The sequence below is a fragment of the Geodermatophilus telluris genome (assembly GCF_900102745.1).
In the GTDB taxonomy this organism is placed as follows: Bacteria; Actinomycetota; Actinomycetes; order Mycobacteriales; family Geodermatophilaceae; genus Geodermatophilus; species Geodermatophilus telluris.
Genome location: NZ_FMZF01000002.1, coordinates 299,921 through 319,553, shown reverse-complemented (window position 1 = coordinate 319,553; position 19,633 = coordinate 299,921). Strand labels below are relative to the sequence as shown.

The window sequence follows — 19,633 nt, the reverse complement described above, 5'->3', positions numbered from 1 at the left end:
GATCAGCCCGACACCGTCATGACGCCGGTCTGCCCGAGCTGCACGTGGAAGCTGCACTCGTACGGGTGCTCGCCGGGCGCGGTGACCTCGAACTCGATGGTCCGGGACTCCCCCGCGGCCAGCAGCGGGATCTCCTCGGCGATCTCCTCGGGGCCGGCGCCGGGCGTGAAGCGGAAGTTGTGGGTGGCCTGCGTGGCGGTGCTCTCCACGGTCAGCCGCACCCGGCCGGGCGCGACGGTGAAGGCGTCGGGCAGGAAGACGTAGTCGTCCGGGGTCTGGATCGTGACCTCCTGGACGCCGTCCTCGGCCACGGTCACGGTGCCCAGCGACGGGTCGGTCGCGGCCGGCGCCGCGGCCGGGCCGCCGTCGTCGCCGGACCCGCAGCCGGCCAGCAGACCGGCCGCCAGCAGCAGGCCGCCCAGCAGCGCCCGGCCGCGACCGGCCGGTCCCCTCGTCGCGCTCATCGCCGCGGAACCGTACGCGCCGGACCGCCGTCCGGTGCGGGGCTCGCCACCGTCGGCGCGGCGGCGTCCTCGGCACCGCCCTCGCCGAGGGCACCGGGGACGGCGGCCGGCCGGGTGCCGGACTCCTCCAGCGGGCGCACGTCGCGCACGTCCCACGGCCGCGCCAGCCCGGCGGCCTCCAGCAGCGCCTCGAGCAGCCCGGCGGTGAACCCCCACACGACCATGTCGGCGACGCCGAACGCCGGGCCGACGTAGCCCGACGGGTGGCGCACCCGGAACCGGTTGGCCGGGTCGGCGAGCTCGGCCAGCGGCACGCGGGCCACCCGGGCCACCTCCCGCGGGTCGCCGACCACGACGTCGCTCGGGTCGTCCCACCAGGCGACGACCGGGACGACGAGGTTGTCCGACGGGCCGAGGAACAGCTCCGGCAGGGTGGCCAGCACGCGGACGCCGTCCGGGTCGACGCCGGCCTCCTCCTGCGCCTCGCGCAGCGCCGTCCCGACCGGGTAGTCCTCCCCCGGGTCGGCGCCGCCGCCGGGGAAGGCCGGCTGCCCGGCGTGGGTGCGCAGCCGCGCCGACTTCTCGATGAGCAGGACGTCGGTGCCGTGCGGCCCCTCGCCGAAGAGGATGAGCACCGCCGACCGCCGCGCGGTGGCCGAGGGGCGGGGCATCCGGTGGCGCAGCGGCAGGTCGGGGCCGGCGTCGAGCAGCCGGCGCACCGGGCCCGGCAGGCCGGTGAGGTCGGCGTCGGGCAGCACCCCCGTCACAGCTGGACCCCGAGGTGCTCGGCGACCAGCGTGCGCAGCTCGTCCACCGACGCGACCGGCCCGACCTGCGTGTGGACCAGGGCGCCGTCGGCGTCGAGCAGGTAGGTGAACGGCAGCGCCTGGATGCCGAGCTCGGACATCAGGGTGCCGTCGCGGTCGTAGGCGCTGGGGAAGGTGGCGCCGGCGTCGGCGGCGAAGCTGTCCGCCTGCGGGACGCCGTCCTTGCTGATCACGCCGACCACCGACAGCCGGTCGCCGGCCAGGTCGGCGAGGTCCTGCACCAGCGGCAGCTCCTCCCGGCACGGGCCGCACCAGCTCGCCCAGAGGTTGACCACCGCGGGGACACCGGGCGCGCGGCCCAGGTCGAGGGTGCCGCCGCCCGGGCAGCCGAGCTCCACCGGCGGCAGCGTCTCGGCGCCGGCCGCGGGGCGGTCGGGCTGCTCGGGGCAGGCCGCCAGGGGGGCGCGCCAGGTCGTCGGTGCGGCCGCCGCCGTCCCGCCGTCGTCCTCGCCGGACGCGGTGCAGGCCGGCAGCAGGGCCACGAGCCCGAGCAGCAGCGCGCCCGCCCGCCGTCCGGTGCTCACTCGGTGTCCGACGCCGCGGGCGTCTTCACCAGCTTCGTCGCCGCCTCGGGGTCGGTGGGGCCGATGCCGTACGACGGGCACCAGCGGGCCAGGCCACAGGCGCCGCAGGCGGCCTTCTTCGCGTGGCAGACCCGACGGCCGTGGAAGATCACGCGGTGGCTGAACATGGTCCAGTCGCGCTTGGGGACGAGGCCGGCGATCTCGGCCTCGACCTTGACCGGGTCCTCCTCGGCGGTCCAGCCGAACCGGCGGACCAGCCGGCCGAAGTGGGTGTCGACGGTCAGCCCCGGCACGCCGAAGGCGTTGCCCAGCACGACGTTCGCCGTTTTGCGGCCCACCCCGGGCAGCGTCACCAGGTCGGCCATCCGCTCCGGCACCTCGCCGTCGAACCGCTCGACCAGCGCCTGCGCCAGGCCGAGCACCGAGGTGGCCTTGGCGCGGAAGAAGCCGGTGGGCTTGAGGATCGCCTCGACCTCGGCGCGGTCGGCCCCGGCCAGCGCCACCGGGTCGGGGTAGCGCGCGAACAGCGCCGGGGTGACCTTGTTCACCGTCTTGTCGGTGGTCTGCGCGGACAGGACGGTGGCCACCAGCAGCTCGAAGGCGTTGGTGAAGTCGAGCTCGCAGTGCGCGTCGGGGTGCAGGACGGCCAGCTCGCGCGCCATCCGGCGGGCCCGCCGGGTGCGGGCCAGCGGCGTCTCGTCGGGGTCGAAGGGCGGGCCGGCCGGGCGGCGGGCGGGAGCGCGGCGCTCCGACGGGCGGGCGTAGGCCGGCGGGGACACGCGGTCGAGGGTAGGCGTCGCCAGCGACACCGTCCGGGCCGTGCCACCATGGCGGTACCGGGCCCCACCAGGGCGTGCCCGCTCGCGACCGGACCCGGGAGGTGGACGTGGTCGCGCTCATCGTCATCCTCTTCCCCCCGATGGTCATCGCCTTCCTGCTCGTCATGGAGCGCGTGGAGGAGCCCCTGCGCCGGCCGACGTCGCCGCGCGAGGTGGCCGAGTTCCTCGAGTCGGCGACGCCCGGCGAGGTGGACACGCTGGCCGCCTCCGGTATCCGCCGCGCCATGGCCCGCTGGCGGCGTCGCCGCCGGTCACGGGTGCGCCAGGGCGCCGAACCGCTCGTCTGAGCCCGACCTCCCGCGGCCGGACCGCCTCCCCCGCGCGGGTCAGGTGCCCCCCGCCGGAGGGGTGACGGTCGGCACAGCCCCCTAGACTGCCTGCGGATGCGGGTGCTGCTGCCCCGCGGGTCGAGCGACGGTGGGGTGGAGAGACGACGTGGTGGACGAGGTGCTGGCCCAGTCCGGGATCTTCCAGGGGCTCTCGGAGGAGGCCGTCGACCCGGTCGCCAACCGGCTGGAGACGATCACGCTGCCCCGGGGCCGGGTCGTCTTCAACGAGGGTGAGCCCGGCGACAGCCTCTACATCGTGCTGAGCGGCAAGATCAAGCTCTCGCGGCGCTCCCCCGACGGCCGGGAGAACGTGCTCGCCGTCATGGGGCCGTCCGACCAGTTCGGCGAGCTGTCGGTGTTCGACCCGGGGCCGCGCACCGCGACCGCCACCGCGGTCACCGACGTCCGGCTGGCCAAGATGCCGCAGTCGGTGCTGCGCCCGTGGATCGAGGCGCACCCGGAGATCGGCGAGCAGCTGCTGCGCGTGCTGGCCCGCCGGCTGCGGCGCACCAACGACTCGGTGGCCGACCTGATCTTCACCGACGTCCCCGGCCGCGTGGCCAAGGCGCTGCTGCAGATGGCCGACCGCTTCGGCAGCCGCGAGGCCGACGGCCTGCGGGTCAAGCACGACCTCACCCAGGAGGAGCTGGCCCAGCTGGTGGGCGCCTCCCGCGAGACGGTGAACAAGGCGCTGGCCGACTTCGTGCACCGCGGCTGGATCCAGCTGCAGGGCAAGTCGGTCGTCGTCCTCGACGAGGACCGCCTCCGCCGCCGCGCGCGGTAGGACGCGATGACACCGCGGTCCCACCGGACCGCACCGCGGCCAGGTGCCGTCCCGGCCTGAGCCGAGCCGCTCCCCGTGTCCCGGTCGGGAGACCCTCCGGGCCCCCGCGACCGGTCCACACCCGAGAGCCCTCGCTCCGACCGGACCGGGGGCTCTCGCGCAGGCCCGGTGCCGTGCCCGGGGACGGGCCCGGAGGGTCACGACGGGAGCGGCACGACCAGGCGGATGCGGGTGCCGTCGGGCAGCACGGCCCAGCGGCCGTCGGGCTCCTCGGCGAAGGTCGGCATGATCGGGCTCAGCGGCTCGGGCGGGCTGCCGGCCAGCGCGGCGGCGACGTCGGGGAAGGCGGCGAGCTGGCCGAGGGTGTGGATCGTCGGCGGCAGCATCGGCCGGGTGCCGGCGCGCATCTCGGCCAGCGCGGCCTCCGGTGTCAGCCAGCTCACCTCGTCGGCCTCGCCGGAGACGTCGCGGGCCTCCTGCCCCACGGGCAGCGCCGCGGCGAAGAAGCGGGTGTCGTAGCGCCGCGTCTCGGCCGGCGGCGTCACCCAGTGCGCGAAGGGCCGCAGCAGGTCGGCCCGCAGCGCCAGGCCGCGGGCGGCCAGGAGCTCGGCCAGGGACAGCTCCCGGGTGAGCAGCGCCTGCCGCTGCGCCTCCCAGTCGTCGCCGGTCACCGACGGCACGATGCCGGCCGCCCCGCCGCTGCCGTCGGGCGAGCCGGCCAGCAGCACGCCGGCCTCCTCGAAGGTCTCCCGGACGGCGGCGCAGACCAGCTCGCGGGCCAGCCGCTCGTCGCAGCCCAGCGAGGCCGCCCACACGGCCGGTTCCGGGCCGGCCCAGGCCACGTCGGTGTCGGCGTCGCGCGGGTCCACCCCGCCGCCGGGGTAGGCGGTCATGCCGCCGGCGAACGGCATCCCCCGGGTCCGCCGGAGCAGGTGGACCTCGAGGCCGGCCGCGCCGTCGCGCAGCAGCAGCACGGTGGCCGCGGGCCTGATCTCCTGGCTCACCGCAGCTCGACGGTGAGCTCGACCTCGACCGGCGCCCCCAGGGGCAGCTCGGCGACGCCGACGGCGCTGCGGGCGTGCTGGCCGGCCTCGCCGAACACCTTGCCGAGCAGCTCGCTGGCCCCGTTGACCACCCGCGGCTGGCCGGTGAAGCCCTCGGCGCTGGCCACGTAGCCGACCACCCGCACGATCCGGGCGACGGAGTCCAGGCCGACGAGCTCGTGCACGGCGGCCAGCGCGTTGAGCGCGCACAGCTTGGCGTCGGCGGCGGCGTCCTCGGGGTCGACCGACCCGCCGACCTTGCCGGTGCGCCGCAGGCCGCCCTCGACGAAGGGCAGCTGGCCGGAGGTGAACACCAGCTGGCCGCTGCGCACCGCGGGCACGTAGGAGGCGACGGGGGCCGCCACCGGAGGCAGCCGGATGCCGAGCTCGGCGAGCCGCCGGGTCCAGCTCTGGGCCGGCGCCGGAGCGCCCTGCGCCTGGGTCATCGCGGGCGCCTCAGCCGACCGGGCGCTTGAGGTAGGCGACCAGCTGCTCGGCGCCGCCCGGGCCGGGCAGCACCGTCACCAGCTCCCACCCGTCGGTGCCCCAGGAGTCGAGGATCGCCTTGGTGTTGTGGATCAGCAGCGGGATGGTGGCGTACTCCCAGCGGCGGCGGGCCGGTTCGCTCATGGGGGACGACGCTAGCGCAGGCCGACGACCGCGCTCCGGGCCCTGCTGCGCCGTCCCGCCGTGAGCTCGCGGACAGCGGGGAGCAGGCCGGTCCCGCGGCTCCTAGGCTGGTCGGGGTGAGCCCCTCGCCCCTGCCCGTGCGCTGTCACGTCGTCACCGGGAAGGGCGGGACCGGCAAGACGACGGTCGCGGCCGCCCTCGCCCTCGCCCTGGCCGCGGAGGGGCGCACCGTGCTGCTCGTCGAGTGCGAGGGCCGCCAGGGCATCGCCCAGCTCTTCGACACCCCGCCGTTGCCCTACGAGGAGCGCCGCGTGGCGGTCACCCGCGGCGGCGGCGAGGTCCGGGCCCTCGCCATCGACGTCGAGGAGGCCCTGCTGGAGTACCTCGAGATGTTCTACAACCTGCGGCGCGCGGGCCGGGCGCTGCGCCGGATGGGCGCCGTCGACTTCGCCACGACGATCGCCCCGGGCCTGCGCGACGTGCTGATCACCGGGAAGATCAAGGAGGCGGTCACCCGCCGGCAGGGCGGCCGGCAGGTCTACGACGCCGTCGTCGTCGACGCCCCGCCGACCGGGCGGATCACCCGCTTCCTCAACGTCACCGGCGAGATGGCCGGCCTGGCCCGCTCCGGTCCGATCAAGACGCAGAGCGACGGCGTCATGGCCGTGCTGCGCTCCCCGCAGACGGCGGTGCACCTGGTCACCCTGCTCGAGGACATGCCGGTGCAGGAGACCGCCGACGCGATCGCCGAGCTGGGCGAGGTCGGCCTGCCGGTGGGCTCGGTGATCGTCAACATGGCCACCGAGCCGGCGCTGCCGACCGAGGGCCTGGCCCGGGCCGCCGACGGCGGGCTGACCGGCGCCGACCTCGCGCCCGGGCTCACCGCGGCCGGGCTGCGCGGCGACGGCGCGCTGGCCGACGCGCTGGCCGCCGAGGCCGTCGAGCACGCCCGGACGTGGGCCGCCCAGGACGCGCTGCGCGCCCGGGTGGAGTCGCTGGGCCGGCCGACGGCGGAGCTGCCCCTGCTGGCCGCCCCGATCGACCTCGGCTGCCTGTTCGAGCTGGCCGGCCGGCTGGAGGAGCACCTGGGCGCGGAGGTGGCGGCATGAGCGCGGCGGAGGAGACCCCGGGCACCGCGGGACGACCGGCCCGCTCGCGCGCCGCGGCCGACCGGCTGGCCCCACCCATGGACCTCGCGGCGCTGATCGCCGCGGAGGACACCCGGATCGTCGTCTGCTGCGGCTCCGGTGGCGTCGGCAAGACGACGACGTCGGCCGCCCTGGCGCTGGCCGCCGCGGAGGCCGGCCGGCGGGTCGTCGTCCTCACCATCGACCCCGCCCGCCGGCTGGCCCAGTCGCTGGGTCTGGTGGAGCTGGACAACGAGCCGCGGCGGGTCGACGTCCCGGGGGCCGCGGGCGAGCTGCACGCGATGATGCTGGACATGAAGCGCACGTTCGACGACATCGTCGTGGCGCACTCGACCCCGGAGCGGGCCGAGCAGATCCTGGCCAACCCCTTCTACCAGACCCTGTCGTCGTCCTTCGCCGGGACGCAGGAGTACATGGCGATGGAGAAGCTGGGCCAGCTGCGGGCCGGCGGCCAGTGGGACCTCATCGTCGTCGACACCCCGCCGTCGCGGTCGGCGCTGGACTTCCTCGACGCCCCGAACCGGATGAGCCGCTTCCTCGACGGCACGATGATCCGGCTGCTCACCGCGCCGAGCCGGGCCGGGTTCCGGTTCGCCAGCGCCGGCTTCCTGGTCTTCACCCGGATCATCAGCAAGGTCCTGGGCGGGCAGCTGCTGCGCGACATCTCCGCCTTCGTCACCGCGCTGGACACGATGTTCGGCGGCTTCCGCGAGCGGGCCACCGCCACCTACGAGCTGCTGCGCCGGCCGGGCACCTGGTTCGTCGTCGTCGCCACGCCCGAGCCCGACGCGCTGCGCGAGGCGTCCTACTTCGTCGACCGGCTCTCGGCCGAGGGCATGCCGCTGGCCGGGCTGGTGCTCAACCGCACCCACCCGCCGGCGAGCACCGCGCTGTCGGCCACCCGGGCGGAGGCCGCCGCCGAGGCGATCGGGGACGACGGCGACCCGGCCGGCGCGCTGGCCGCCGGGGCCCTGCGCGTGCACGCGGAGCGGATGACGCTGGCCGCCCGCGAGCAGCGGCTGGCCGACCGGTTCACCAGCGCCCACCCCGAGGTGGCGCTGCGGACGGTGCCGGCGGCCGCGGGCGACGTCCACGACCTCGACGGGCTGCAGGTGATGGCCGAGGCGCTGACCGGTCCCGACGGCGACACGCCGACGGGCGTCCCGCGCACCCGGGTGCTGCCCGCGCGCCGCGCCTGAGCTCGGGCTCCGGGAGGGTCGGCGCGCCGTACCCTGGCGGGTGATGTCGACTCCCGCCCGCGCCAGGGTCCTGGCCAAGCTCGCCGCGATGATCGTCGTCGCCGGTGCCCTCGTCGCCGGTGTGCTGGCGCCCGTCGTCGCCGGCGGCGGCCTCGTCGCCCGCGACTCCGCCTCGCTGCTCGACGCGCTGCCGGTCGAGCTCACCGACGCCACGCCGGCGGGCAACTCCCGCGTGCTGGCCGCCGACGGCTCGCTGATCACCAACTTCTACGCCAACAACCGCACCGTGGTGACGGCCGACCAGATCGCCGACGTGATGAAGCAGGCGCTGGTCGACATCGAGGACTCGCGCTTCTACCAGCACAACGGGCTCGACGTGCAGGGGACGCTGCGTGCCGCGGTCACCAACGTCGCCGCGGGGTCGGTGCAGGAGGGCGGCTCGACGCTGACCCAGCAGCTGGTGAAGCAGACCCTGCTGGAGACCGCCGACACCCCCGAGGAGCGGCAGGCCGCCACCGAGCAGGACATCTCCCGCAAGCTCCGCGAGGCCCGGCTGGCGCTGGCCCTGGAGGAGACCTACTCCAAGGACGAGATCCTCACCCGCTACCTCAACATCGTGTACTTCGGGCAGGGCGCCTACGGCATCCAGGCCGCCGCGCAGAAGTACTTCAGCGTCAACGCCGCCGACCTCAGCCTGCCCCAGGCGGCGATGCTGGCCGGCCTGGTGCAGAGCCCGGCCAACGACGACCCGATCACCAACCCCGAGAACGCGCAGACCCGGCGCAACCAGGTGCTGCAGCGGATGTTCGACCTCGGCCACGTCAGCGAGGCCGAGCTGACCGAGATCTCCGCCCAGCCGGTGCAGGTCGCGCCGGGCATCAACCCGCCCAACGGCTGCATCGACGCCGTCCTCGGCGGCTTCTTCTGCGCCTACCTGCAGGGCTACCTCACCGGCGTCCTGGGCATCACCCAGGACCAGCTGGACAACGGCGGGCTGACCATCCAGACGACGCTGGACCCGCAGCTGCAGGCCCTCGGCGACCAGGCCGTGCTGCAGTCCCTGCCCATGGGTGACCGGCTCGCCGGCGTGTTCACCGCGGTCCGCCCGGGCAGCGGCGACGTGCTGGCGATGAGCGTGAACCGGCAGTTCGGCTGCTCGGACCCGCAGTGCGAGTCGGTCGTGCTGCACTCGGCCGCCAGCAAGGGCGCCGGGTCGACCTACAAGGTGTTCACCGCCGCCGCGGCGCTGGAGGCCGGCATCCCGGCCAGCACGGTGATCAGCACGCCGGGCAACCAGTACACCTCCCGGGTGTTCCGCGGCCCCTCGTGCGGCGGGGACCGCGAGCAGTCCGACGGCATGTACTGCGTGGAGAACGTCGGCAACTACCCCGACACCCTCGACATGGTGGGCGCGCTGGTCCGGTCGTCGAACACCTACTTCCTCGCGCTGGAGGACCGCCTCGGCAGCGTCGAGGGCCCGGTGCGCATGGCCGAGCGGATGGGCATGACGTTCGACCAGCCCACGCAGAACTCCGCGGACGAGATCATCGACGGCAACTTCGGGTCCTTCACCCTCGGCGCCGAGGCCACCAGCCCGCTGGACCTGGTCACCGCCTACTCCACGCTCGGCGCCCAGGGCACCCAGTGCGACCCGGTGCCGGTGCAGCAGGTGCTCGACCGCGCCGGCCAGCCGCTCACCGGCGAGGACGGCCAGCCGCTGGTCACCGAGGGCAACTGCACGCCGGAGGCGATCCCGCCGAACATCGCGAACACGCTGGCCAACATCCTCGTCGGCGACACCGCCAGCCCCGAGGGCACCGGCACCCGCGCCGCCGTCCCCGGCCACGTGATCGCCGGCAAGACCGGTACCGCGCAGGGCCGGGACTCGGTGGCCTTCGTCGGTGTCATGCCGGAGTACGCGGCCAGCGTCATGGTCTTCAACCCTAAGGAGCAGCAGGACGTCGGCGGTTACGGCGGCAACCTGCCGGCCACCATCTGGCACAACGCCTTCGCGCCCTACCTGGCCGACAAGCCCACCTCGGCGTTCCCGCCGAGCGACCCGGCCCTGCTCGGCCCCGCCGCGCCGCCGCCGGCCCCGGCTCCGGCCGCCGACAGCGGCGCCGCTCCCCAGGGTGGCGGCGACGACGGGGACGACGACGGCAACGGTGGCGGCAACGACGGCGGGGGCAACGGCGGCGGCCGCGGCAACTGGGGTGGCGGCGGCGGTCGCGGGAACTGAGGCGGGGACCCTCCTGCCGGAGGGGTGCGCCGCTCAGCCGAGCTGGCGGCGCACCTCCGCGGCCACCCGGGAGCCCTCGGCCCGGCCGGCCACCTCGGCGTTGGCCGCGCCCATGACCCGGCCCATGTCCTTCATGCCGGTGGCCCCGGTGCGGGTGACCACGTCGGCGACCAGCGCGGCGAGGTCGGCGTCCTCGAGCTGGGCGGGCAGGTAGCCGGCCACGACCTCGCCCTCGGCGCGCTCCCGGTCGGCCTGCTCGGCGCGGCCGGCGCCGCCGAACGCCTCGGCCGCCTCGCGACGTCGCTTGGCCTCGCGCCGCAGCACGGCCAGCACCTCGTCGTCGGAGAGCTCCCGCGCCTCCTTGCCCGCGACCTCCTCGGCGCTGACCGCGGCGAGCACCATGCGCAGCGTCGCGGTGCGCAGCTCGTCGCGGGACTTCATGGCACTGGTGAGGTCGGCGCGGAGCCGGTCCTTGAGGGCGGACACGGCCCCAGCCTGGCACGACCGGGCAAGCACCCCGCCGCGGCCCGGCCCGTACGCTCGGCGCCGTGCGCTGGTACACGCTGCCCACGGCCGCCGTCGCGGCGGGCACCACGACGCTGGCCTACGCCTCGCTGTACGAGCGCACCCGGTGGACGCTGCGCCGCTTCGACGTCCCGGTGCTGGCGCCCGGCTCCGCGCCGCTGACCGTGCTGCACCTGTCCGACCTGCACATGACCGCCGGCCAGCGGTCCAAGCAGGAGTGGGTGGCCGCGCTGGCCGAGCTCGAGCCCGACCTCGTCGTCGACACCGGGGACAACCTGGCCGGCGTCGACGCCGTCGGCCCGACGCTGCGCGCCCTCGACCCGCTGCTGGACCGGCCCGGCGCTTTCGTGACGGCGTCCAACGACTACTTCGCGCCCCGGCCGAAGAACCCGCTGAAGTACTTCAAGCGCGACCACAAGCGGGTGCACGGCGACCCGCTGCCCTGGCGCGACCTGCGCGACGGGCTGACCGCCCGCGGCTGGCTGGACCTCACCAACGCCGCCGGTGAGCTCACCGTGGCCGGGCGGCGGATCTCCTTCGCCGGGGTCGACGACTCGCACCTGCGGCGGGACCGCTACGACCTCGTCGCGGGGCCGGCCGACCCGGCCGCCGACCTGCGGGTCGGGCTGGCCCACTCCCCCGAGCCCCGGGTGCTCGACCGGTTCGCCGCCGACGGCTACGACCTGCTGCTGTGCGGGCACACCCACGGCGGCCAGCTGCGGGTCCCGTTCTACGGCGCGCTGGTGACCAACTGCGGCATCGACCGGGCCCGCGTCCGCTGGCTGCACCGGTGGACCCCGCCCGCACCCGGCCGGCCCAACGGCACCTGGCTGCACGTCTCGGCCGGGCTCGGCACCAGCCCCTACGCCCCGGCCCGCTTCGCCTGCCCGCCCGAGGCGACGCTGCTCACGCTGACCGCCCGGCCCGGGTGACCCGGGGCCGGGCCGGTGGCGCGGCTCGGCTAGAGTGGTCCAGGCACGACCGGGGTGTGGCGCAGCTTGGTAGCGCGCGTCGTTCGGGACGACGAGGCCGCAGGTTCAAATCCTGTCACCCCGACCCTCCCTCAGGGGCCGCCTCCGGGCGGCCCCTGAGTCGTCTCCGGACCCGGATCGGCCGTTCCCGGTTGGGCGGCCCCCGTGGCGGGCACCGGGGAGCGCGATGACCGAGTGGTTGCTCCTCCTCGCCGCCGTGGTGCTCACCGCACTCACCGGCTTCTTCGTCGCCGCCGAGTTCTCGCTCACCACCGTCGACCGCGGGCGCGCCGAGGAGGCCGCCCGGGCCGGTGACGCGGCGGCCGGCAGCGTGGTGACCGCGCTGCGGTCCCTGTCCACCCAGCTCTCCGCCGCCCAGCTGGGCATCACCCTCACCACGCTGGTGGTCGGCTACCTGGCCGAGCCGGCGCTGGGGCAGCTGCTGCGCAGCCCGCTGGAGGCGGTCGGCCTGTCCGGCGGCGCGGTCACCGCGGTCTCCTACGGCCTGGCGCTGGCGCTGGCCACCACGCTGCAGATGCTGCTCGGCGAGCTCGGTCCCAAGAACCTCGCGATCGCCGACCCGCTGCGCACCGCCAAGGTGGTGTCCCCGGGGATGCGGGCGTTCACCGCCGTCTCCGGGGTCGTCGTCACCGCGCTGCAGCGGCTGGCCAACGCGATCGTGCGGCGGCTGGGCTTCGAGCCGCGCGAGGAGCTCGACTCCGCCCGCGGCGCCGACGAGCTGGCCTCGGTGGCGCGTCGGTCGGCCGAGGAGGGCGATCTCTCCCCCGTCGCCGCCCGCCTGCTGGAGCGCTCCCTCGGCCTGCGGCAGAAGTACGCCACCGACGTGATGACGCCGCGCACCCGGCTGTGGACGGTGCGGGCCAGCGCCACCGCGGCCGACGTGCTCGCGGCGGCCACCGAGTCGGGCAACTCCCGCTTCCCCGTCTACGGCTCCGACCTCGACGAGGTGACCGGCGTGGTGCACGTCAAGCGCGCGGTCGCCGTCCCCGAGGACGAGCGGCACCTGCGCACCGCCGGGGAGCTGGCCGCCCCGGTGCTCGCCGTCCCCTCGTCGCTGCGGCTGGAACGGCTGCTGGACCTGCTGCGCGAGCAGGGCCTGCAGATCGCGCTGGTGGTCGACGAGTGGGGCGCCACGCACGGCGTGGTGACGCTGGAGGACATCGTCGAGGAGCTGGTCGGCGAGATCACCGACGAGACCGACCGGCCGCTGCGCACGCTGCGCCGGGTCGACGACGGGCGCTGGCTGCTGTCGGGGCTGCTGCGCCCCGACGAGGTCCTCGAGCGCACCGGCATCCCGGTGCCCGAGGGCCGCTACGAGACGCTGGCCGGCTACCTGGCCGAGGTGCTGCAGCGGCTGCCCGAGGTGGGCGACACCGTGGAGCTCGACGGCGCCCGGCTCACCGTCGAGTCGCTGGACGGACGGCGGGTGGCGCGGGTGCGCGCCGAGCGCACGGTGGTGCTGCCACCGGGCGCGACGGCCTCGCGGGCCCGGGCGCGGGCGGAGGCCGCGGCGTGAGCGACGCGGTGAGCCTCCTGGTGCTGGTCGCGCTGCTGCTGGGCAACGCCTTCTTCGTGGCCGCGGAGTTCGCGCTGGTGTCCGCCCGCGCCGACCAGATCGAGCCGCGGGTCGCGGAGGGCTCGGCCCGGGCGGGCAAGACCCTGGCCGCGATGCGCAACGTCTCGCAGAACATGGCCGGCGCGCAGCTGGGCATCACGCTGTGCTCGCTCGGGCTGGGGGCGGTCGGCGAGCCGGCCGTGGCCCACCTGATCGAGGCGCCGCTGCACGCCCTGCACGTCCCCGACGCGCTGCTGCACCCGATCGCGCTGGTCGTCGCGCTGTCGCTGGTGACCGTGCTGCACATGGTGCTCGGCGAGATGGTGCCCAAGAACATCACCATCGCCGGGCCCGACCGCGCGGCCCTGGTGCTCGGGCCGGCGCTGGCCACCTTCAGCCGGCTGCTCAAGCCGGTCATCTGGTTCTTCAACACCACGGCCAACGCGTTCGTGCGGCTCTTCGGCGCCACGCCCACCGACGAGGTGGCGGCCAGCTTCGACGAGGCCGAGATCCGCTCGATGATCACCCAGTCGCGGCGCGAGGGCCTGCTGGGCACCGAGGTCAGCGAGCTGGCCGCCGGCGCGCTGCAGTTCGAGCAGCACACCGTCGAGGACGTGCTGCTGCCGATGGACACCGTGGTCACCGTGCCGCGCTCGACCACGCCCCGTCAGCTCGAGGCCGTCGTCGCCGAGCACGGCTTCAGCCGCTACCCGGTGCAGGAGGACGACGGCCGCCTGGTCGGCTTCGTGCACGTCAAGGACGTGCTGGGCATCGGCCCGGAGGGGCGCGACCGGCCGGTCCCCGAGGAGCACGTCACCCCGCTGGTGCCCCTGGCCCCCGGCACGCAGCTGCCCGAGGTGCTCGCCGAGATGCGCGCCCAGGGGGCGCACCTGGGCGGTGTGGTGACCGACCGGCAGACGACGGGGCTGGTGGCGCTGGAGGACGTGCTGGAGCTGCTGATCGGCGACGTCCGCGACGCCGCGGCCGAGCACACCCGGGTGCTGGCCGAGCGGAGCAGTCGGACCGGGTCCGCGGCCGGGGCGGGCGCCGGGGGACGATGACCGGGTGAGTGCCGAGCCCGCCACCGCGTCCGCCAGCGCGTCCGTGACCCCCGCCCTCCCGCCCGAGGTCACCGCCCGGTGGCAGGCCCGGTTCCGGGCGCCCCGCGTGAGCCTGCCCGACTGGGCGCTGCACGCCCCGCACCGCAACCTGTACGCCTCCGACGTCAGCGGCGTCGTCGAGCAGTACGCCTGGGACCGCACCACCGACACCCACCGCCAGGTCACCGACCGGCCCAACGGCACGCTGATCGGCACGCTCTCCCCCGACGGCGAGACCGTCTGGTGGTTCGCCGACACCGACGGCGACGAGTTCGGCGTCTGGATGGTGCAGCCCTTCGCCGGCGGTGAGGACCGGGTCGCCGTCCCCGAGGTGGGCCCCGCGTACCCGGCCGGCCTGGAGATCGGCTCCTCGCTCGTGGCGGTCGGCCGCTCCACCGACGACGGCAGCGAGCTGTGGCTGGCGCCCGCGGGCGGCACGCCGCGGGTGGTGTACCGGCACCCGGACCCGGCGTCGGTGGACGCGCTGACGCTCGACGACGAGCTGCTGGTGGTCTCGCACTCCGAGCACGGTGACCCGCGCTACCCGGCGCTGCGAGTGCTGCGCACCGCCACGACCACCGAGGACGCGCCCGACGTGGTGGCGGAGAAGTGGGACGGCGAGGGCCGGGGGCTGCACGCGCTGGAGTTCGCGCCGCTCCCCGGCGACCGGCGGCTGCTGGTCGGCCACGAGCGCCGTGGCCGCGAGGAGCTGCTGGTCTGGGACGTCGCCGACGGCACCGAGACCGAGATCGTCCTCGACCTGCCCGGCGACGTGACCGCCGGCTGGTACCCCGACGGGTCCGCGCTGCTGGTGGGCCACGACCACGCCGCCCGCAGCGAGCTGTACCGCTACGACCTGGCCAGCGGGACGCTGGAGCGGCTGGACACCCCGCCCGGCGTCGTCCGCGGGGCCACCGCCCGGCCCGACGGCACGGTGGAGCTGGCCTGGTCGTCGTCCGAGCGGCCGCCGGTGGTCCGCCGCGCCGACGGGCCGGTGGTGCTGGCCGCGCCCGGCGAGGAGCCGCCCGCCGCGTACCCGGTGGAGGACCGCTGGGTGCCCGGTCCCGGCGGGGACGTGCACGCGCTCGTCGTCCGGCCGGCCGGTCCTCCGCCGTACGCCACCGCCTTCCTCGTGCACGGCGGCCCCGAGGCGGCCGACGACGACTCCTACCGCGCCCGCCGGGCGGCCTACGTGGACGCCGGGTACGCCGTGGTGCACGTCAACTACCGCGGGTCCACCGGCTACGGCAGCGCGTGGCGCGACGCGCTCACCGGCCGCCCGGGGCTCACCGAGCTCGAGGACGTCGCCGCGGTGTACGACGCGCTGGCCGCCGAGGGCCTCCTCGACCCCGGGCGCGCGGTGCTCACCGGCGGCTCCTGGGGCGGCTTCCTCACCCTGCTGGGACTGGGCACGCAGCCCGGGCGGTGGGCCGCGGGCATCGCCGAGGTGCCGGTGGCCGACTACCTCGCCGCCTACGAGGACGAGATGGAGGGGCTGCGGGCCTACGACCGGGCGCTGTTCGGCGGCTCGCCGGAGGAGGTGCGCGACGTCTACGTGCGCTCCTCGCCGATCACCTACGTCGCCGACGTCGCCGCGCCGGTGCTCGTCGTGGCCGGCGCCAACGACCCGCGCTGCCCGATCCGGCAGATCGACAACTACCTGGCCCGGCTCGGGGAGCTCGGCAAGCCGCACGAGGTGTACCGGTTCGACGCCGGCCACGGCTCACTGGTCATCGAGGAGACGATCCGGCAGGTGGAGACGGCGCTGTCGTTCGCGCTGCGGCACGTCCGGCCCTGACCGGCAGGGCCACCACCACGACGAGGGTCAGCAGCAGCCACAGGTCCTCGACGAGCAGCCCGGCGACGCCGAGGTCGTGGTGGGAGCCGGGGTCGGCCTCGGCGAACCAGATCGCCGAGGAGGCCAGCACCCCCGCGGCGACGGCGGCCAGCGCCCCGGCCGCGACGCGGGAGCGGGCCTGCCACCGGCCGGGTGCGGTGGGGCTGCCCGCGGCGACGTCGACGAGGACGACGAGCGCCGGCACCAGCCAGACGAAGTGGTGCGACCAGGAGATCGGGCTGACCAGGCACGCGGCCAGCCCGGTGAGCGCCACCCCGGCCAGCTCGTCACCTGCCCGCGCCGCCCGCACGGCGCGGGCCACGACGGCCACCAGGACGACGGCCGCGAGCACCGCCCAGACCGCCCGCGGCGGGTCGGCCGGGTCGGTGAGCCGGGCCAGACCGCCCAGCAGCGACTGGTTGGAGGTCTTGTCCAGCCGGCCGACCCGCTCGGTCTGCCACAGCGTCTGCGTCCAGAACCGCCACGACGTCGCGGGGGCGACCGCGAACGCCAGCAGGGTGGCCGCCGCCGCGGTGGCCGCGGCGACCCCGGCGGCCCGCCGCCGCCCGGTGAGCAGCAGGTACACGACGAACAGGCCCGGGGTCAGCTTCACCGCCGCGGCCAGGCCGGTGCCCACCCCCGCCCAGCGCGAGCCCCGGCGCAGGGCCGCGACGTCGGCGAGCACGAGCGCGGCGAGGAGCAGGTTGACCTGCCCGAAGCCGATCGTCTCCCGGACCGGCTCGAGCACGAACAGCACCGGCAGCGCCGCGAGCCACGCGAACGGCAGCGGCCGGCCGTGCCGCCGCGCCAGCGGGGTGACGAGCCACCACGCCAGCCCGGCCAGCACCGCGAGGTTGAGCAGCGTGTGCCCGGTGGCCACGGCGGCGTAGGGCAGCACCGCCATCGGCGCCACGAGCAGCGCGGCGAACGGCGGGTAGGTGAACCCGTAGGGGCTGCGGCCGTAGGTGTAGTCGTAGAGCGGCCGGCCCTCGAGCCACGAGGCGACCGCACCGCGGTAGACCCGCAGGTCGAAGAAGTCGTGCCAGGGGTCGTTGGGCGCCACCACCGAGACGACGGCGGCGAGGGCGACCAGCGCCAGCACGACCCCCGCCTGGCCGGCGACCCGGGACACGGCGGCCCGGGACACGGCGGCCCGGGGGCGGGACCTGCTGCGCACCGGGCCGCCGTCGCGCGGGCTAGCGGCGCCGGTCGAGCAGCAGTTCGGCGATCTGCACCGTGTTGAGCGCGGCGCCCTTGCGCAGGTTGTCGTTGCTGACGAACAGCGCCAGGCCGCGGCCGTCGTCGACACCGGGGTCCTGCCGGACGCGGCCGACGTAGCTCGGGTCCTGCCCGGCCGCCTGCAGCGGGGTGGGCACGTCGGTGAGCTGCACGCCGGGCGCGGAGGACAGCAGCTCGGTGGCCCGCTCGACCGACAGCGGCCGGGCGAACTCCACGTTGAGCGACAGCGAGTGCCCGGTGAAGACGGGCACCCGCACGCAGGTGCCGGAGACCCGCAGGTCGGGGATGCCGAGGATCTTGCGGCTCTCGTTGCGGAGCTTCTGCTCCTCGTCGGTCTCGAACGAGCCGTCGTCGACGACCGAGCCGGCCATCGGCAGCACGTTGAACGCGATCGGCCGCACGTACTTCTGCGGCTCGGGGAAGGCCACGGCGGCGCCGTCGTGGGTCAGCTCGGCGGCCTTGTCGACGACGGCCCGGACCTGCGAGTCGAGCTCCTCGACGCCGGCGATGCCGCTGCCGGAGACGGCCTGGTAGGTGCTGGCCACGATGCGGACCAGCCCGGCCTCGTCGTGCAGCGGCCGCAGCACCGGCATCGCCGCCATCGTGGTGCAGTTCGGGTTCGCGATGATGCCCTTGGGGACGTCGTCGAGGGCGTGCGGGTTCACCTCGCTGACCACCAGCGGGACGTCGGGGTCGCGCCGCCAGGCCGAGCTGTTGTCGATCACCGTGACGCCGGCCTCGGCGAACCGCGGCGCCTGCGCCCGCGAGGTGGAGGCGCCCGCGGAGAAGATGGCGATGTCGAGGCCGGTGGGGTCGGCGGTCGTGGCGTCCTCGACGGTCACCTCGCCGTCCGCCCACGGCAGGGTGCTGCCGGCGGAGCGGGCGGAGGCGAAGAAGCGCACCTCGGCGAGCGGGAACCGCCGCTCGACGAGCAGCCGCCGCACCACGGCGCCGACCTGGCCGGTCGCGCCGACGATCCCGACCCGCAGGCCGTCGTCCCTCGTGCTGGTCATCGTCCGGTCCCTCCGTAGACCACGGCCTCGGCCTCCTCGGTGCCGAGGTCGAAGGCGTCGTGCACGGCGCGGACGGCGACGTCCACGTCGGTGTCGCGGCAGACCACCGAGATGCGGATCTCGGAGGTGCTGATCAGCTCGAGGTTGACGCCGGCGTCGGCCAGGGCGCCGAAGAAGCGGGCCGAGACGCCGGGGTGGCTGCGCATGCCGGCGCCGACCAGGCTCACCTTGCCGATGTGCTGGTCGAAGCGGACGTCGGTGTACCCGACGGTGTGCTTGACCCGCTCGAGCGCCGCGATGGCCGCCGGGCCGTCGCTCTTGGGCAGCGTGAAGGAGATGTCGGCGAGCTTGCTGGCCTCGGCCGAGACGTTCTGCACGATCATGTCGATGTTGATCTCGGCGTCGGCGAGCACGCGGAAGATCTGCGCGGCCTCGCCCGGGCGGTCCGGGACGCCGTAGACGGTGATCTTGCCCTCGCTGCGGTCGTGCGCGACGCCGGTGATGATCGCCTGTTCCACGCTGAGGTCCTCCATCGAGCCGGTCACCACGGTGCCGGGGAGCTGTGAGTAGGAGCTGCGGACGTGCACGGGGATGCCGTAGCGGCGGGCGTACTCGACGCAGCGCAGCATGAGCACCTTGGCGCCGGACGCGGCCAGCTCGAGCATCTCCTCGTAGGTGACCGTCTCCAGGCGCCGGGCGTTGGGCACGATCCGCGGGTCGGCGGTGAAGACCCCGTCGACGTCGGTGTAGATCTCGCAGACGTCGGCCCGCAGCGCGGCGGCGACGGCGACGGCGGTGGTGTCCGACCCGCCGCGGCCCAGCGTGGTGATGTCCTTGGTGTCCTGGCTGACGCCCTGGAAGCCGGCGACGATGACGATCGAGCCCTCGTCGAGCGCCGAGCGCAGCCGGCCGGGCGTGACGTCGATGATCCGCGCCTTGCCGTGGCTGGAGGTGGTGATCACCCCGGCCTGGGAGCCGGTGAACGAGCGCGCCTCGTAGCCGTGCGTGCTGATCGCGATGGCCAGCAGCGCCATGGAGATCCGCTCGCCGGCGGTGAGCAGCATGTCCAGCTCGCGGCCGGGCGGCTCGTCGGTGATCTGGCTGGCCTGGTCGAGCAGCTCGTCGGTGGTGTCGCCCATCGCGGAGACGACCACGACGACGTCGTTGCCGGCCTCCTTCTCCGCGACGATGCGCTCCGCGACGCGCTTGACGTGGGCGGCGGAGGCCACGGAGGAGCCACCGTACTTCTGCACGACGAGGGCCACGGGGCATGAGGCTACCGATGGGCGCACGTGTCCCCGTGCGCGACGTCCGGCGCCACCCCGTTGCGCCCGTCCGCCGCGCGC

At 75.6% G+C, this 19,633-nt stretch carries 20 protein-coding genes and 1 tRNA gene; 10 read left to right on the top strand and 11 right to left on the bottom strand.

Going from position 1 to position 19,633, the window contains the following annotated elements; genetic code table 11:
- Positions 1 to 2 precede the first annotated feature (2 nt).
- From BLQ97_RS06675 to nth, 4 genes are read right to left on the bottom strand one after another with little or no spacing between them, the layout of a single operon-like run.
- Entirely contained in the window at positions 3 to 464 is a 462-nt protein-coding gene (locus tag BLQ97_RS06675; protein ID WP_245691927.1) for a plastocyanin/azurin family copper-binding protein, read from the bottom strand.
- Positions 461 to 1,231: an NUDIX hydrolase gene (locus BLQ97_RS06670; RefSeq protein ID WP_245691926.1), complete on the bottom strand. Its 771-nt coding sequence runs from the start codon at positions 1,229 to 1,231 to the stop codon at positions 461 to 463. The genes BLQ97_RS06675 and BLQ97_RS06670 overlap by 4 nt, the downstream gene beginning before the upstream one ends.
- Entirely contained in the window at positions 1,228 to 1,815 is a 588-nt protein-coding gene (locus BLQ97_RS06665; RefSeq protein ID WP_091364463.1) for a TlpA family protein disulfide reductase, read from the bottom strand. Before BLQ97_RS06665 ends, BLQ97_RS06670 begins: the two co-directional genes overlap by 4 nt.
- Positions 1,812 to 2,594, bottom strand: coding sequence for an endonuclease III (gene nth, locus BLQ97_RS06660; RefSeq protein ID WP_245691925.1), 783 nt, complete (start codon positions 2,592 to 2,594; stop codon positions 1,812 to 1,814). Before nth ends, BLQ97_RS06665 begins: the two co-directional genes overlap by 4 nt.
- Before the next feature lie 107 nt (positions 2,595 to 2,701).
- Here nth and BLQ97_RS06655 point away from each other — a divergent pair, with 107 nt between their 5' ends.
- Both BLQ97_RS06655 and BLQ97_RS06650 read left to right on the top strand, forming a co-directional pair.
- Positions 2,702 to 2,941, top strand: a complete 240-nt coding sequence (locus BLQ97_RS06655; RefSeq protein WP_091365730.1) for a hypothetical protein — start codon at positions 2,702 to 2,704, stop codon at positions 2,939 to 2,941.
- Positions 2,942 to 3,089: 148 nt separating this feature from the next.
- A complete protein-coding gene (locus tag BLQ97_RS06650) occupies positions 3,090 to 3,767 on the top strand; it encodes a Crp/Fnr family transcriptional regulator (protein WP_281181379.1) in 678 nt (225 codons plus the stop codon).
- Between the two features lie 197 nt (positions 3,768 to 3,964).
- On the opposite strand, the gene BLQ97_RS06645 is transcribed toward BLQ97_RS06650, so the two are convergent.
- From BLQ97_RS06645 to sp36, 3 genes are read right to left on the bottom strand one after another with little or no spacing between them, the layout of a single operon-like run.
- Positions 3,965 to 4,771, bottom strand: a complete 807-nt coding sequence (locus BLQ97_RS06645; protein ID WP_091364461.1) for an NUDIX hydrolase — start codon at positions 4,769 to 4,771, stop codon at positions 3,965 to 3,967.
- Positions 4,768 to 5,256 (bottom strand): RidA family protein, encoded by a 489-nt coding sequence (locus tag BLQ97_RS06640; protein WP_091364458.1) that lies wholly within the window; start codon positions 5,254 to 5,256, stop codon positions 4,768 to 4,770. Before BLQ97_RS06640 ends, BLQ97_RS06645 begins: the two co-directional genes overlap by 4 nt.
- A gap of 10 nt (positions 5,257 to 5,266) precedes the next feature.
- On the bottom strand, positions 5,267 to 5,440 hold the full coding sequence (sp36, locus tag BLQ97_RS06635) for a Sp36 family protein (RefSeq protein ID WP_091109157.1): 174 nt from the start codon (positions 5,438 to 5,440) through the stop codon (positions 5,267 to 5,269).
- Positions 5,441 to 5,556: 116 nt separating this feature from the next.
- On the opposite strand from sp36, the gene bagA reads away from it, so the two are divergent.
- The 3 genes from bagA to BLQ97_RS06620 are packed head-to-tail and all read left to right on the top strand — an operon-like array spanning position 5,557 to position 10,026.
- Entirely contained in the window at positions 5,557 to 6,549 is a 993-nt protein-coding gene (bagA, locus tag BLQ97_RS06630) for an ATPase BagA (protein WP_091364455.1), read from the top strand.
- Positions 6,546 to 7,787, top strand: a complete 1,242-nt coding sequence (gene bagB, locus BLQ97_RS06625) for an ATPase BagB (protein ID WP_091364452.1) — start codon at positions 6,546 to 6,548, stop codon at positions 7,785 to 7,787. Before bagA ends, bagB begins: the two co-directional genes overlap by 4 nt.
- A 43-nt stretch (positions 7,788 to 7,830) precedes the next feature.
- Positions 7,831 to 10,026 (top strand): transglycosylase domain-containing protein, encoded by a 2,196-nt coding sequence (locus BLQ97_RS06620; protein WP_091365728.1) that lies wholly within the window; start codon positions 7,831 to 7,833, stop codon positions 10,024 to 10,026.
- 33 nt (positions 10,027 to 10,059) lie between these two features.
- Here the strand turns inward: BLQ97_RS06620 and BLQ97_RS06615 are convergent, their stop codons facing one another.
- Positions 10,060 to 10,512: a GatB/YqeY domain-containing protein gene (locus BLQ97_RS06615; protein ID WP_091364449.1), complete on the bottom strand. Its 453-nt coding sequence runs from the start codon at positions 10,510 to 10,512 to the stop codon at positions 10,060 to 10,062.
- A 62-nt stretch (positions 10,513 to 10,574) separates the two neighbouring features.
- Between BLQ97_RS06615 and BLQ97_RS06610 the strand changes: the two genes are divergently transcribed.
- From BLQ97_RS06610 to BLQ97_RS06590, 5 genes are all read left to right on the top strand, one after another.
- Positions 10,575 to 11,483, top strand: a complete 909-nt coding sequence (locus tag BLQ97_RS06610) for a metallophosphoesterase (protein WP_091364447.1) — start codon at positions 10,575 to 10,577, stop codon at positions 11,481 to 11,483.
- Between the two features lie 50 nt (positions 11,484 to 11,533).
- A tRNA-Pro gene (locus BLQ97_RS06605) sits at positions 11,534 to 11,607 on the top strand.
- A 102-nt stretch (positions 11,608 to 11,709) separates the two neighbouring features.
- Entirely contained in the window at positions 11,710 to 13,059 is a 1,350-nt protein-coding gene (locus tag BLQ97_RS06600; RefSeq protein WP_091364444.1) for a hemolysin family protein, read from the top strand.
- The gene (locus BLQ97_RS06595) at positions 13,056 to 14,159 is read left to right on the top strand and encodes a hemolysin family protein (RefSeq protein ID WP_091364442.1); all 1,104 of its coding nucleotides are present in this window, start codon (positions 13,056 to 13,058) and stop codon (positions 14,157 to 14,159) included. The genes BLQ97_RS06600 and BLQ97_RS06595 overlap by 4 nt, the downstream gene beginning before the upstream one ends.
- A gap of 4 nt (positions 14,160 to 14,163) precedes the next feature.
- On the top strand, positions 14,164 to 15,996 hold the full coding sequence (locus tag BLQ97_RS06590) for a S9 family peptidase (protein ID WP_217637082.1): 1,833 nt from the start codon (positions 14,164 to 14,166) through the stop codon (positions 15,994 to 15,996).
- Here BLQ97_RS06590 and BLQ97_RS06585 read toward each other — a convergent pair.
- Genes BLQ97_RS06585 through BLQ97_RS06575 form a run of 3 tightly spaced genes read right to left on the bottom strand, consistent with a single transcriptional unit; the run spans position 15,929 to position 19,552 of the window.
- Positions 15,929 to 17,212, bottom strand: a complete 1,284-nt coding sequence (locus BLQ97_RS06585; RefSeq protein ID WP_217637081.1) for a glycosyltransferase 87 family protein — start codon at positions 17,210 to 17,212, stop codon at positions 15,929 to 15,931. The two genes, BLQ97_RS06590 and BLQ97_RS06585, sit on opposite strands and share 68 nt — an antisense overlap.
- A gap of 19 nt (positions 17,213 to 17,231) precedes the next feature.
- On the bottom strand, positions 17,232 to 18,287 hold the full coding sequence (locus BLQ97_RS06580) for an aspartate-semialdehyde dehydrogenase (RefSeq protein WP_091364438.1): 1,056 nt from the start codon (positions 18,285 to 18,287) through the stop codon (positions 17,232 to 17,234).
- The gene (locus BLQ97_RS06575) at positions 18,284 to 19,552 is read right to left on the bottom strand and encodes an aspartate kinase (RefSeq protein ID WP_091364436.1); all 1,269 of its coding nucleotides are present in this window, start codon (positions 19,550 to 19,552) and stop codon (positions 18,284 to 18,286) included. The genes BLQ97_RS06580 and BLQ97_RS06575 overlap by 4 nt, the downstream gene beginning before the upstream one ends.
- Between the last annotated feature and the right edge of the window lie 81 nt (positions 19,553 to 19,633).

What these genes read in the sequence shown, in the direction of transcription:
- BLQ97_RS06675 (WP_245691927.1), bottom strand. Translation starts at nt 464, where the DNA reads ATGAGCGCGACGAGGGGACCGGCCGGTCGCGGCCGGGCGCTGCTGGGC.
- BLQ97_RS06640 (WP_091364458.1), bottom strand. Translation starts at nt 5,256, where the DNA reads ATGACCCAGGCGCAGGGCGCTCCGGCGCCGGCCCAGAGCTGGACCCGG.
- sp36 (WP_091109157.1), bottom strand. Translation starts at nt 5,440, where the DNA reads ATGAGCGAACCGGCCCGCCGCCGCTGGGAGTACGCCACCATCCCGCTG.
- bagB (WP_091364452.1), top strand. Translation starts at nt 6,546, where the DNA reads ATGAGCGCGGCGGAGGAGACCCCGGGCACCGCGGGACGACCGGCCCGC.
- BLQ97_RS06620 (WP_091365728.1), top strand. Translation starts at nt 7,831, where the DNA reads ATGTCGACTCCCGCCCGCGCCAGGGTCCTGGCCAAGCTCGCCGCGATG.
- BLQ97_RS06600 (WP_091364444.1), top strand. Translation starts at nt 11,710, where the DNA reads ATGACCGAGTGGTTGCTCCTCCTCGCCGCCGTGGTGCTCACCGCACTC.
- BLQ97_RS06580 (WP_091364438.1), bottom strand. Translation starts at nt 18,287, where the DNA reads ATGACCAGCACGAGGGACGACGGCCTGCGGGTCGGGATCGTCGGCGCG.